Consider the following 13276-nt stretch of genomic DNA (forward strand, 5'->3'; position numbering starts at 1 on the left):
GGAGAGGTCCGGTCCGTCCCGGTCCGCCCGTCTTCCGGGCCCTGGACCCATGTCCGTACGACTGTACGATCGCGGGTCATGACGCACGTCCGCAACGCCGCCATGGTCCTCGTCGCCCTCCTGCTGCTCGTCGCGGGCGTCTGGACCTCCTGGAACTCGGCCCAGCACGTCCTGCTCCCCAAGGGGCGGGAACACGGCACCCTGACCGTGACCGGCTGCACGGAGGAGAGGTGCGACGGCCGTTTCGCGCCGGAGGACCCCGGCTCGGCCCGCAGGACGCTGACGATCACGCGCTCGGTCGCGGCGGAGCCCGGACAGACCCTCCCCGTGGTGGTGAAGCCGGGCACCGACGAGGGCGTACGGAGCGGCTGGGGCGGCGGGCTGCACGCGTGGCTGCCGTTCGGCGGGGCGCTGCTGCTCGCGGCGCCGCTGGTCGGCGGCGGACTGCGGCTGTCCAGGACGGCGTGGACGATGGCGGGCACCGGCGGGACGCTGCTGGTGGCCGCGTTCTTCGCGCTCTGAGACACCGGGACCGCCGAACCGGCCGCGACCTCGCCCGACCCGCCACCACCGGTCCCCGCCCGGACACGGCCGTGCCCCCGTGGAGTCCTTCCACGGGGGCACGGTCGTGTGGCGCCGGTACGGGACCGGCCCGGTGTCAGCCGGTGTTGCGCAGGCCCGCGGCCACGCCGTTGACGGTGAGGAGCAGGGCCCGCGCGAGCAGCGGGTCCGGGTCCTCGCCGCGCTCGGCGGCGGCGCGCTGGCGGGCGAGCAGGGCGACCTGGAGGTAGGAGATCGGGTCCAGGTAGGCGTCCCGGATGGCGAAGGTCTGCTGGAGCACCGGGTTGGAGTCGAGGAGCGTCTCGCCTCCGGTGACCTTGAGGACCTCGGCGACGGTCAGCGCGTGCTCCGCCTCGATGTCGTCGAAGACGTGCTTGAGCTCGTCCGGCACCAGGGTGTCGACGTAGTGCCGGGCGATCCGCAGATCCGTCTTGGCCAGCGTCATCTCGACGTTGGAGAGGAAGTTGCGGAAGAAGTGCCAGTGCTCGTACATCTCGCCGAGGACCGGGTCGAGACCGGCCTCCCGCAGCGCCTTCAGACCGGAGCCGACACCGAACCAGCCGGGGACGATCTGGCGGGACTGGGTCCAGCCGAAGACCCACGGGATGGCGCGGAGTCCGTCGAGGGAGACACCGGAGCCGGGGCGGCGGGAGGGCCGTGAGCCCAGGTGCAGGTCGGCGAGCTGGTCGACGGGGGTGGAGGCGAGGAAGTACGCGGGCAGGCCGGGGTCCTCGACGAGCTTGCGGTACGCGGTGTGGGCCGCGTCCGAGACGGTGTCCATGGCCGCGTCCCAGCGGGCGAGGGCCTCGTCGGACTGGCGCGGCGAGGTGTGCAGGGCGGACGCCTGGAGGGTCGCGGCGACGGTCAGTTCGAGGTTCTCGCGGGCGAGCGACGGGATCAGGTACTTGTCGGAGATGACCTCGCCCTGCTCGGTCACCTTGATCTCGCCCTCCAGGGTGCCCCAGGGCTGGGCGAGGATCGCGTCGTGCGAGGGGCCGCCGCCACGGCCGACGGTGCCGCCCCGGCCGTGGAAGAGGCGGAGCCGTACGCCGTAGCGGTGGGCGACGTCGCGCAGCCGCCGCTGGGCGCGGTGGATCTCCCACTGAGAGGTGGTGATGCCGCCGAACTTGGAGGAGTCCGAGTAGCCGAGCATGACCTCCTGGACGTCGCCGCGCAGCGAGACGAGGCGCCGGTAGGAGGGGTCGGCGAGCATCTCGTCGAGGATGACGTCGGCGGCCTTCAGCTCGTCGGTGGTCTCCAGGAGCGGCACGATGCCGATCTCGGCCCAGCCCGCGTGCAGATCGACCAGACCGGCCTCACGGGCGAGGACGGCGGCGGCGAAGACGTCGTCGGCGCCCTGGCACATCGAGATGATGTACGACTCGATGACCTCGGGGCCGAAGCGCTCGAAGGCCTCCTTGACGGTGTGGAAGACGCCGAGGGTCTTCGCTCCGGCCGCGTCCAGCGGGGCGGGCGTGGGCGCCAGCGGGCGGCGCGAGCGCAGCTCCTTGGCGAGCAGCTTCCGCCGGTAGTCGCGGGGCATGTCGGCGTACCGCCAAGACTCCTCGCCGAGGCGGTCGAAGAGCTGCCCGAGGGCGTGGTGGTGGGCGTCGGCGTGCTCGCGGACGTCCATGGTGGCGAGCTGGAGGCCGAAGGCGGAGAGGGTGCGGATGGTGCGGTCCATCCGCCCGTCGGCGAAGAGCCCGCCCCGGTGCTCGCGCAGCGAGGTCTGGATCAGGGTCAGGTCGTGCAGCAGCTCGGTGGTGCCGAGGTAGTCGCGGCCGGGCTGGTGCGGGGTGCCGGCGGCGAGGCGCTCGCGGGTGTTGACGAGCTTCTGCCGGACGCAGGTCGCCTTGAGCCGGTAGGGCTCCTCCGCGTTGAGCCGCTTGTAGCGGGGGCTGATCTCCGGGAGGAGTTCCAGGTCGCGCCGGAGGGAGTCCAGGAGTTCCTGGGTGGCTCCGGTGTAGCGGACGGAGTTGGAGAGCAGACCGCGCAGGAAGTCGACGAGTTCGAGGGCGTCGGTGATGCCGTGCTCGTGCTGGAGGATCAGGACGTCCCAGGTCACCTGGGGGGTGACGTTGGGGTTGCCGTCGCGGTCGCCGCCGATCCAGGTGCCGAAGGTGAGCGGGCGGGTGCCCGCGGGCAGCTCGAAGCCGACGCGGTCGAGCTCGGCGGCGAGGTCCTCCAGGACGTCGCCGACGGCCCCCGCGTGCAGCTCGTCGAGGTAGTAGATGGCGTTGCGGGCCTCGTCGGCGGGCTCGGGGCGGACCACCCGGAGCTCGTCGGTCTGCCAGATGAGGTCGATGTTCTCCGCGAGCCGCAGGTCGACCCGGCGCCGGTCGGCCTCGATGACCGGGGTCTCCAGGAGGGCGGCGACCCGGCGCAGCTTGTTGAGGACCGAGCGGCGGGCGGCCTCGGTGGGGTGCGCGGTGAAGACGGGGCGCACATTGAGGTTCTTGATCGTCTCGCGGACGTGCTCGGGGTCGCCGTCCTTGAGCATGTCGGCGGTGCGCGCGAGGAGACCGCCCTCGACGGCCCGCCGCTCGCGCATCTCGCGGCCCCGGTGGACCTGCTCGGTGACGTTCGCGAGGTGGAAGTAGGTGGAGAAGGCCCGTACGAGCTTGGCGGCTGTCTCCAGCTCGACACCGCGCAGCAGCTCGGCGGCGGCCTCACCGTCCTCCCGGGTCAGACCACGGACCCGCTCGACGAGGTCGAGGAGGTCGTGGCCCTCCTGGCGGACGAGGGTCTCGCCCAGCAGGTCGCCCAGTCGGCGGATGTCGGCGCGCAGCTCGGTGCTGGCGGTGGGGGTCTGGTCGGCACTGCTCACAGGTGCGGCTCCTTGCAGTGTTTGAGCACGTCTGGAGGGGTTCTGGAGGCTTGCGGACCGCGCTGTCCGACGCACCCAGGATAGGTGCCCGTCCCGGCGGCGGGGGCGCTGCCCCTGTTGCGCCCCCTTGCCGCGCGCCACGGCACTGCCATACTTACGACGCCGTAGGTTACGGAGGCGTAGCCACGGCCGTGTTCTGTCAGATTTTCTTCGTGTTTCCGCGTGTTTCCCGCTGCCCTCCGGCAGTCACCCACCCTCACTCCCACCCCCAAGGGACATCCATGACCATCAGCCCCGAGGTGACCTCGGTGCCCGAGGCGCCGGACGACGCCCCGGTCCAGCCCTCCGCGACGCTCGGCGGGGACAGCAAGCGTTCGATCGAGCAGATCTCGCTGCTCCTCTTCATCACGGTGCCGTTCCTGGCGCTGCTCGCGGCGGTGCCGCTGGCCTGGGGCTGGGGGGTGAGCTGGCTGGACCTGGGGCTGATGGTGGTCATGTACTACATCGGCTGCCACGGGATCACGATCGGTTTCCACCGGTACTTCACGCACGGCTCCTTCAAGGCGAAGCGTCCGCTGCGGATCGCGCTGGCGGTCATGGGGTCGATGGCGGTAGAGGGGCCGCTGGTGCGCTGGGTGGCGGACCACCGCAAGCACCACAAGTTCTCGGACGCGGAGGGCGACCCGCACTCGCCGTGGCGGTTCGGGGAGACGGTTCCGGCGCTGATGAAGGGCCTGTGGTGGGCGCACATCGGCTGGATGTTCGACGAGGAGCAGACGCCCCAGCACAAGTACGCCCCCGATCTGATCAAGGACCCGGCGATCCGGGCGATCTCGCGGCAGTTCGTCCTGTGGACGGTGGTGTCGCTGGCGATCCCGCCGCTGGTGGGCGGGCTGGTCACGATGTCGTGGTGGGGCGCCTTCACGGCGTTCTTCTGGGGCTCGCTGGTACGGGTGGCGCTGCTGCACCACGTGACGTGGTCGATCAACTCGATCTGCCACGCGGTGGGCAAGCGTCCGTTCAAGTCGCGGGACCGTTCGGGCAACGTGTGGTGGCTGGCGGTGCTGTCCTGCGGCGAGTCCTGGCACAACCTGCACCACGCGGAGCCGACGTCCGCGCGGCACGGGGTGCTGCGCGGGCAGCTCGACTCCAGCGCCCGGCTGATCCGCTGGTTCGAGCTGGCGGGCTGGGCCTCCGACGTGCGGTGGCCCGCGAAGTCGCGCATCGAAGCCCGGCGCCAGAACCCGTCCGCAGACGCGGCATGATGGAAGACGTGGCGATCGACGGCAGGACCAGCGGCAGCGAGCAGAAGCCCCGGCGGGGGCGCCGGGTGCGGATGACGGGCGCGGAGCGCCGGGAGCAGCTGCTGGACATCGGCCGGACGCTGTTCGCCGAGAAGGGCTTCGAGGGCACGTCGGTCGAGGAGATCGCGGCGAAGGCCGGGGTCTCCAAGCCGGTGGTGTACGAGCACTTCGGCGGCAAGGAGGGGCTGTACGCGGTCGTGGTCGACCGGGAGATGCGCCAGCTCCTGGACGGGGTGACGGGCGCGCTGACGGCGGGGCACCCCCGGGAGCTGCTCGAACAGGCGGCGTTCGCGCTGCTCGACTACATCGAGAACTACACGGACGGCTTCCGCATCCTGGTGCGGGACTCGCCGGTGGCGCAGTCGACGGGCACCTTCGCGTCGCTGATCAGTGACATCGCCACGCAGGTGGAGGACATCCTCGGCCTGGAGTTCAAGGCCCGGGGCTTCGACCCGAAGCTGGCGCCGCTGTACGCGCAGGCCCTGGTGGGCAGTGTGGCGCTGACGGGGCAGTGGTGGCTGGACGTCCGGAAGCCGAAGAAGGCGGAGGTCGCGGCCCATCTGGTGAACCTGGCGTGGCACGGCCTGGACGGCCTGGAGGCGAAGCCCCGGCTGATGGGCCACCGCAAGAGCTGAGAACGGCGGCCGGTTGCCTCCGGGGCCGGACGGTGACCGCCCGCCCGCCGGGGGTACCGGCGGGCGGAATCACTTGCCTTTCCTCACGGGTGCGGGACCGGGATCCGGCCTCGGAGGCGTCCCGGAACACTTCGCTCCCGCGAGGGCCGGGTCAGCTGATGGACCGGATGGTGTGCCAGCCACCGCTGCCGACCTGGATGGACGGGCCGTCGATCGGACGGGGGCGGGCGAACGGGGGATCGTCGGGCTCCAGGCCTCCCTGGTAGAACTTCAGGGTGCCGTCACCGGCGGTGGCCCACATGTCGGCGACCCCGTTGAGGTCGGCGTCGGCGGCACCGGCGATCAGGGGCCGGTGGGACAGGGTGTAGCCGCGTCCGTACTCGTCCCCCCGGTGGAAGAAGTACTGCTCCGCGGACCTCCCGTAGTGAAGGGTCAGGGCGCCGGTCTCGGCCCCGCGGTACAGCAGGTCGGGGACGCCGTCGTTGTTGACGTCGCCGGGGGCGGCGAGGGTCCCGTCCAAGGGCCATCCGTAGCCGAGGGAGACAGCCGAGGAGACAGCCGGCTTGGCGGCGCTGGTGCCGGTGTAGAACGAGAGTCCCTCGTGGGTGTTGGCGAGGAGGTCGGGGTGTCCGTCGCGGTTGACGTCACCGGGAGCAAGGATGCGTGTACCGGCGCTCAGGGTGGCGAGCTTGATCCGAGCGCCGAGGGTGCCGTCACCACGGTTGGGGTAGACCCAGAGGTCGCCGGCGACGACGGCGACGATGTCCTCCTTGAGGTCACCGGTCCAGTCGCCTCGGTGCGCCATCGAGGCGCCGCCCCAGCCGCCGGTGCCGATCTGGATGCGTGTACCGAGTCCACCGGTGCCCGTGCCGGGGTACAGCCACAGCTTGCCCGCGTCGTCGATCGCGACGAGGTCGGGCTTCCCGTCACCGGTCATGTCGCCGGGAACTGCGGGAAGCGCGCTCCTGTCGAGCTGGATCCGCGGAGTGGTGGCACCGGTGTAGGTGATGGCCCTGCCGTTGCTCTTGAGCAGTGCTTCGAGCTGGTCGACGCCCAGGTTGGGGTAGGTCTGCCTGAGCACGGCCAGGGCCCCGGTGACGTGGGGGGCGGCCATGGAGGTGCCGTTCTTCGTGCCGTAGCCGCCGCCGGGTATCGAGGAGACGATGCCCGTGCCGGGCGCGAGGAGGTCGAGCAGCGGTCCCCGGTTGGTGAAGGAGGAGAGCTGATCGTCGTCGGTGGTCGACCCGACCGTGATCGCGGACGGTATGCAGCCGGGAGCGTTGACGGCGTCGGTGTGTCCGTTGTTGCCCGCGGCGACGACCGTGGCGACGCCCGCGGCGCGCAGGGCGTCCACGACCGGCTTGCGGAGGTCCTGGTCGCAGGCCGTGGTCCAGCGTCCACCACCCAGGCTCATGTTGGCCGCGACGATATCGGTCCCGGCCTTCTTCAGTGCGAGGACCTTCTCCAGGCCCTTGACCTGGGAGCTGGTGAAGCTGGCCACGCACGGGCTCAAGCCGGCCCCGCACAGGTCCTCGGAGTCGAACTTGGAGAACACCTGGATGGCAATGACGCTCGCACCGGGCGCGACGCCGCGCCTGGGCGCCCCGCTGAGGCCCGCTCCGTTGCCCGCGGCGATGCCGGCGACATGGGTTCCGTGGGAACAGTCGAGGTTCGGGACGGCGCACGGGCCGGTGTCCGTGTCGGCGCTTCCGGGGCCCTCCTGCGCGGCGGAACCGTCAGGGCACAGGCTGGTGGACCCGGCGACCGGGTCGTTGTCGGAGAAGCACGCTTCGGCCTTGACGCGACCCGAGAGGAACGGGTGGTTGACGGCGACTCCGGTGTCGAGGACGGCGACGGTGGTACCGGCGCCCGTCTTTCCGGCGGCGAAGGTCTTGTCTCCGCCGATCTTGACGGTGGATTCGTCCAGCGTGGGCTTGACCGGGACGTCCTCGGTGACGCTGACGACTCCCGGCTGGGCGTTCAGCTTCTCGAGACCCGCCCTGTCCACCCTGAGGGTGGTCATCGGCAGTGTGCTGTACGACACGAGGGTCTGGCCCGCGTCGGCGACGGAGGCCAGGTCGGTCCGCTGAGCGGTGACGACGTTGACGCGGACGGTGGCACCGTTCCGCGTCTCGTCGAGCAGCGAGGGGGCGACCGGGCCGCCGTCCTCTGCGGCGGAAACGGTGGTGGCGAGCGGGCTGGCGTTCACCGGGGTCGCGGTGAACGCGATGGCCACCACTGCCGTGGTGGCCATGACCACGCCGCCCAAGGGGCTCTTCAACGTGATGCTCCAGAAAAATGTGACAGGTGCGAGCGCGCACCGAGGCGAAAAGACGTGGCTGGCGACGGGCCCGGGGTGCGGGAAAGGGAGGCGACGTGACGCGCGGGCCGGGCCGGAAGGTGGGGCCGGGTGCGGAGTTGCCGCACCCGGCCCCATCGGCCCGGGCCTACCGGGCCCGGCTGGGCGCTGTGCGCGATGTGCTGCCGAGCGCCGCTGGCGCCCTTACCTGGTGGCGTCGGCGCCGTTCTTCGGGTTGCCGCCCCACCGGCTGCTCACGCCCTTGTAGTACGACCACGCGTAGCTGTTGCACAGTCCGCGCTTGTTGATGGCGTAGGCCTTGCAGCTGTAGGTCTTCATCGTCGTGTAGAAGGCGTTGTCGACATTCGACTTCTTGTTGCGGTCGAGGTAGTACGCGTAGCCCTTGTACGTGTTGCCGATGAGGCCGTAGCCGTAGTCGTGCATGTCGCACGCGGTCCGGAGGTTGAACCCGGCAGGCCGGCTGATGTTGGGGCCCGGGGTGCTGCAGCCGTCGTAGTCGACGCCCACGACCCAGTGGCCCGTCGGCGTCCGCTTCCAGCTCGGCTGCTTCCAGCCGTAGTGCGCGGCCCAGGCGGCGCAGCCCCTCTTGAGGTACCACAGCCAGTCCGTCGCCGCGGAGCAGGAGCGCGGATACGCCTGCGGGTCGGTGATCTCACCGCTGACGAAGTCGGTGGCCGGCGGGCCGCTGGAGTCGGGGGTGTTGATTCCGGAGGCGCCTTCGAGCGGCGCGTCCGAGGTCGGACGCTCGGGACCCACCGGGAGGACGTTCGGAGAGGCCGATCCGGCCGGGAACGTCAGGTCCCACTCGCCGTTGGACGGCGAAGTGACCGCGGAGACCCGACCGGTGGTGTCGTACTCGTACCCGGACACCACGTCGACGCCCTCGACCGGGTTGGCCACGGAGCGGAGCAGACCGGAGGCATCGTACGAGTACCGGGCGAGCGTCTGGACCGTGGCGGCGTCGGTCAGGGTGATCTCCCTGGCCCGGCCCGCGTACTCACCGGTCTTCGCGCTGGTGGCCGTCGTGGCGGTGGAGTACTTGACCGTCAGGAGGCGGGACGCCGTCTGCCCGATCTCGGTGTCCTTGACGGTGGAGATCCGGCCCGAGGCGTCATAGGTGACGGTGGTGAGCGCGTTGTCGGAGGTGTTGCCCAGACCGGTGACACGCCAGTTGTCGGCCCCGGAACCGACCTGCTTCCAGGTGTAGGAAGGCGTCAGCTCGTTGTAGTTGACCGGGGCGCCGGCGTCGCTGTCTGCGGACAGGTCCGCGTCCGGCACCGACGCGGTCATGGTGTTCACCTCGACACCGGTGGACACCATCGTGCCCGTCGCCGCGTTGAACCTCGTGGTCTCGGTGAAGGTGTCGCCCTCGGGCGTCGCGTACTTCCGGAGTCCGCCGCCGTCCGGGTAGTCGATGCTGCTCTTCAGGGTGTACGTCACCGCGGACCTCGTGGTGAGGCTGGTGATGACGGCGCTGCTCCCCTTCAGCTCCAGCTTGCGGTTGAGCTGGCCCCCCACGAACTCGGCTTCCCAGCCCGGCCCGAAGACCCCCATGTCCTGGCGGGACACGGGCGCGGACTCCGGCTTCGAGAGTCCGTCCGGCTGGACGGAGACGGTGTGGCTGCGGCTCATCAGGCCGACGGGCACATCGGTCTCGTAGATCTCGAACGACCGGTCCGCGGTGGAGTAGACACCGGGACCGACCTGCTGGAGCGTGCCCTCCGCCAGCGGCGGATCGACGGCCGCGACGCCCGCGGCGGGCGTGGTCGCCCCGGGAGCCGACCACGCCGCCTCCTGCGGAAGCAGCAGAGCCAGGGATGCCACGGTCAATACAGGAAGCGCGTTCTTTCTACGCACGAGTTCCCCCCTCGTGAAGAAAATATGAAGATCCAAACGGATCGGGGTGGACGCTAGATCGAGACGAACCCGCTTGCAAGTCTTTTAAGCGGCCTGAGCGTGAGCTCCCGATCGCGCCTCGCACGCCTGTGACCTCGCACTTCCGTCACATGAGTACGAGTACTCATGTGACGGGCATGACCCTCGGGGAAGCTGACCGCATGACACATGCCCTCACACCCGGCGGCCCGTTCGCTCGGCCCGGACGTACCCTCACGGTCGCCGTCCTCGCCGCTCTGGCCCTTGCCGGCTGTGGCGGGCAGGACGGGCCGGGCCCGCGCTCCGAGCACGAGGCGCGTGTCACATCGTCGTCGGCCGACCAGGCTGCGTTCGCGGCGATGCTCGACACGGTCGCCCGGCCGTGTCCTCCGCCCGGCACGGCCCCCGGCGCCCCGAAGCCCGCCGGTCCGCAGCAGCAGCGCCTCGCCCCGGGCGGGACTCCCCCCACCGACCCGGTCGAACCCGGCGCCCCCACCGGGCCCGAAACGGTGCTGAACGCCCGCGACTGGTGCGCAGGTGTCCAGCACGAACAGCGCGTCGTCGAGACACTCCAGGCGGTCGCGAAGCCTACCCCCGCAAACGTCCGCAAGGCCCTGAACAGCCTCGGATACATCGACGAACACATCCACGGCCTCATCCAGGACGGCGCGACCACGCGCTTCCACCTCGACCTGCGTGAGAGCGGCGGCCGGCTCTGCGAGGCGGGCACGGCAGCGGGTGAGGCGACGGAGATGACCCCATGCGTGGCCCCCGCCACCGGAGCGTTCACGGCGGAGAGGGCCGAGGGCCGGCCTTCCTGAAGCCCTGGCCGACGGGGCACCGCAAGAGCGGATGTGACGGAACGTGAAAACGGGTGGCGGCCCTGTCCGAGGGCCCGGGTACACTCCGCAGCACATCGGGGGGTGTCCGCCCCGCGTGTGCGCCGACCGGCGTGCGCGGACGTCGCGGACCCGCTCCCCGGTCCTTCGTTCTCGACATCCCCAGGGGGGGATCTCTTGCGTTCTGCCTTCGCAGGTTTCTCCGGTTCTTCCGGCTCTTCCCGCGCCGCGCGCCGCGTCACCACGTGCACCGCGCTGGTGCTCTCCGCGGGCATGATCTTCTCGACGCCCGCCGTGGCCGACTCCGCGCCCCGCCCGGTCCCCGAGGCCCCGAGCCACACCCGTAAGGCCCCGTCGCAGCTGGACCTGTCGGCGCTGGCCGGGACCTCCGGCCACGCCCGTACCGCCCAGGCGTCCGCCGTCGTCAAGCCTCGCTTCGACGTGGACGGCGACGGCAGGTCCGATCTGATCAACCGCGAATGGGACGGCGCCGTCTACACGGTGCTGACCTCCGAAGCCCAGGGTGACGCCTGGAAGGGCCTGGGCGGTTCGGAGGTCCTCACCCACGACATCATCCCCATCGGCAACCAGAACGGCAGCGCGGGCCCCGAGGTCCTGACGCTCACCAAGTACGGGCGCCTGGAGCTGTTCTCCGACGCGAACGCGACCTCCGGCACCTTCCGCTGGGGCGGCAACGGCTGGAACATCTACAACAAGGTGTTCTCCCCGGGTGACGTGAACGGCGACGGCAAGGCCGACCTCATGGCCCGCCGTCACAACGGCGACCTCTACCTGTACCTGGCGACCGGTTCGCGCACCGCCCCGTTCGGCGCGCCGCGGAAGGTCGGCTACGGCTGGGGCCTCTACGACCAGATCGTGGGCGTCGGCGACAACGACGGCGACGGCAAGGGCGATGTCGTGGCCCGGGACACGAACGGGGGGCTGTTCTTCTACGGCAGCACGGGCAACACGTCCGCCCCGCTCAAGAACCGCAAGTCGATCGGCACCGGCTGGAACATCTACAACCAGATCGTCGCCGCCGACGACGCGAACGGCGACGGCCGGGCCGACCTGCTCGCACGGGACCGCAAGGGCGACCTGTGGGCGTACCCGGGCTTGGGCGACGGGCGGGTCGCCGGGCGTCAGCGGATCCCGTCGGACGGCCCGTGGATCAGCGTCGACCAGTTCGGCGGGGGCGGCGGCGTCCCCTCGTCGGGCAAGAACGCCTTCGTGGCCCGGGACGCCCGGGGGACGCTGTTCTGGTACGCCGGGCTGAACAACGGCCAGGTCAAGGCCCGCCAGCAGTGGGGCACCGACGGCGGCTGGGCCGGGGCGAACATCACGTACGTCTCGTCCACGGACCGGGACACCTTCGGGGACCTCCTGGAGACCTACCAGGGACGCCTGTACAAGGGCGACGTGGACCTCGGCGGCGGCTGGCAGATCTACAACCTGCTGATCGGACCGGGGGACCTGAACGGCGACGGCAAGGGCGACCTGCTGGCCCGGGACCGCTCCGGCGTGCTCTGGCTCTACCCGGGCAACGGCGAGGGGACGAGCCTCGGGGCCCGCGTCCGCATCGGCTCCGGCTGGAACGCGTACAACCGGGTCCTCGGCGCCGGTGACTACTCGGGCGACGGCCGTACGGACCTGCTGGCCCGGGACGGCTCGGGTGTCCTCTGGATGTACCGGGGCACGGGCTCGGCCACCACGCCGTTCTCCGGCCGGGTGCGGATCGGCGCGGGCTGGGGCACGTACAAGCAGCTCGTGGCGCCGGGTGACCTCGACGGCGACGGCAAGGGCGACCTGCTGGCGGTGGCGTCCAACGGTGAGCTGTTCCGGTACCTGTCCACGGGCAAGGACAACGGCACCCACACGCTCTCCCCGCGCGTGAAGATCGGTACGGGCTACCAGATCTACCCGAACCTGTACTGAGGTACCGCGACGCCCCGCACCGGAACTCCGGTGCGGGGCGTCCGCGTGTCGGGCGGCGGGACGGGTCCGCCGGGGTCAGTGGGGTCAGTGGGGTCTGCGGGCCACGGCGAAGATCCGGCGGAACGGGAAGACCGTGCCGTGCGGCCCCGGCGGGTAGGCCTCGCGGAGCAGCTCGCGGTACTGCCCGAGGAAGGCGTCGGCGGCCTCCGGGTCGTCGGCGAGCGTGGTGAGCACGGGCCGCAGGGCGGTGCCCTTGACCCAGTCGAGGACGGGGTCCTCGCCCTGGAGCAGCTGGCAGTACGTGGTCTCCCAGACGTCCGTCTCGCAGCCCAGACCGGTGAGCCGGGTGAGGTAGTCGGCGGTGTCGAGGACATGGACGTAGCGGCGCCCCTGGTCGCCGAGGCGGGCGCGCCACTCGGGGGTCTCGCACAGTTCGCCGAGCAGCGCGTGGCTGGGCGAGGTGAAGTTGCCGGGGACCTGGAAGGCGAGGACGCCGCCGGGGCGGAGCCCGTCGATCCAGCCCGCGAAGGACTCGGAGTGGCCGGGAACCCACTGGAGGGCTGCGTTGGAGACGATCAGGTCATGGGGCTCGTCGGGGGTCCAGTGGGCCGCGTCGGCGGGCCGGAAGTCGATCCAGCCGCCGCCCCCGGTGCTGCCCGACCAGTCCTTGTCGGCCCGTTCCAGCATCTCGGGCGACAGGTCGTATCCGGTGATGTGGGCGTCGGGCCACCGGTCGGCGAGGAGGACCGTCACATTGCCGGGGCCGCAGCCCAGGTCGGCGATGCGGGCCGCCCGGTCCTGGGACGGCAGACGGGGTATTCGGGCGAGCAGGTCGAGGAAGGGCCGGGTGCGGTGGCCTGAGTGTCGGAGGTACTGCTGCGGGTCCCAGGTGGGTGTGGTCGGTACGACGGATTCCGCGGAATACATGTTCGAAGCCCCCTTGCTGGCACGAGTTGCCGAAGCGGAACGGAGTTCCGGGC

The 13276-nt window shown here is 71.1% G+C and carries 9 protein-coding genes; 5 read left to right on the forward strand and 4 right to left on the reverse strand.

The annotated features are described in order from the left end of the window. Positions 1-78: 78 nt before the first annotated feature. Positions 79-522 (forward strand): hypothetical protein, encoded by a 444-nt coding sequence (locus tag ACFXGN_RS14310; RefSeq protein WP_384858081.1) that lies wholly within the window; start codon positions 79-81, stop codon positions 520-522. Positions 523-658: 136 nt separating this feature from the next. Here ACFXGN_RS14310 and ppc read toward each other — a convergent pair whose 3' ends face one another. Then, positions 659-3388: a phosphoenolpyruvate carboxylase gene (gene ppc, locus ACFXGN_RS14315; protein ID WP_384858083.1), complete on the reverse strand. Its 2730-nt coding sequence runs from the start codon at positions 3386-3388 to the stop codon at positions 659-661. 281 nt (positions 3389-3669) lie between these two features. On the opposite strand from ppc, the gene ACFXGN_RS14320 reads away from it, so the two are divergent. Together ACFXGN_RS14320 and ACFXGN_RS14325 are read left to right on the forward strand one after the other, a co-directional pair. After that, positions 3670-4653 carry an acyl-CoA desaturase gene (locus ACFXGN_RS14320; protein WP_384858086.1) on the forward strand — a complete coding sequence of 328 codons (984 nt, stop codon included), beginning with the start codon at positions 3670-3672 and terminating at the stop codon, positions 4651-4653. Then, positions 4653-5327: a TetR/AcrR family transcriptional regulator gene (locus ACFXGN_RS14325; protein WP_384858545.1), complete on the forward strand. Its 675-nt coding sequence runs from the start codon at positions 4653-4655 to the stop codon at positions 5325-5327. Before ACFXGN_RS14320 ends, ACFXGN_RS14325 begins: the two co-directional genes overlap by 1 nt. A gap of 151 nt (positions 5328-5478) precedes the next feature. Here the strand turns inward: ACFXGN_RS14325 and ACFXGN_RS14330 are convergent, their stop codons facing one another. Further along, positions 5479-7608: a S8 family serine peptidase gene (locus ACFXGN_RS14330; RefSeq protein WP_384858088.1), complete on the reverse strand. Its 2130-nt coding sequence runs from the start codon at positions 7606-7608 to the stop codon at positions 5479-5481. A gap of 222 nt (positions 7609-7830) precedes the next feature. Then, a complete protein-coding gene (locus ACFXGN_RS14335; RefSeq protein ID WP_384858091.1) occupies positions 7831-9471 on the reverse strand; it encodes a phospholipase A2 in 1641 nt (546 codons plus the stop codon). Between the two features lie 233 nt (positions 9472-9704). Here ACFXGN_RS14335 and ACFXGN_RS14340 point away from each other — a divergent pair, with 233 nt between their 5' ends. Together ACFXGN_RS14340 and ACFXGN_RS14345 are read left to right on the forward strand one after the other, a co-directional pair. Next, complete coding sequence (locus ACFXGN_RS14340; protein WP_384858094.1) at positions 9705-10343, forward strand: hypothetical protein; 639 nt, start codon at positions 9705-9707, stop codon at positions 10341-10343. Between the two features lie 195 nt (positions 10344-10538). Then, positions 10539-12296: an FG-GAP repeat domain-containing protein gene (locus tag ACFXGN_RS14345; protein WP_384858097.1), complete on the forward strand. Its 1758-nt coding sequence runs from the start codon at positions 10539-10541 to the stop codon at positions 12294-12296. Positions 12297-12380: 84 nt separating this feature from the next. On the opposite strand, the gene ACFXGN_RS14350 is transcribed toward ACFXGN_RS14345, so the two are convergent. After that, complete coding sequence (locus ACFXGN_RS14350; protein ID WP_384858099.1) at positions 12381-13223, reverse strand: trans-aconitate 2-methyltransferase; 843 nt, start codon at positions 13221-13223, stop codon at positions 12381-12383. Positions 13224-13276 lie beyond the last annotated feature (53 nt).

This window comes from Streptomyces sp. NPDC059247 (assembly GCF_042754005.1).
Lineage (GTDB): Bacteria > Actinomycetota > Actinomycetes > Streptomycetales > Streptomycetaceae > Streptomyces.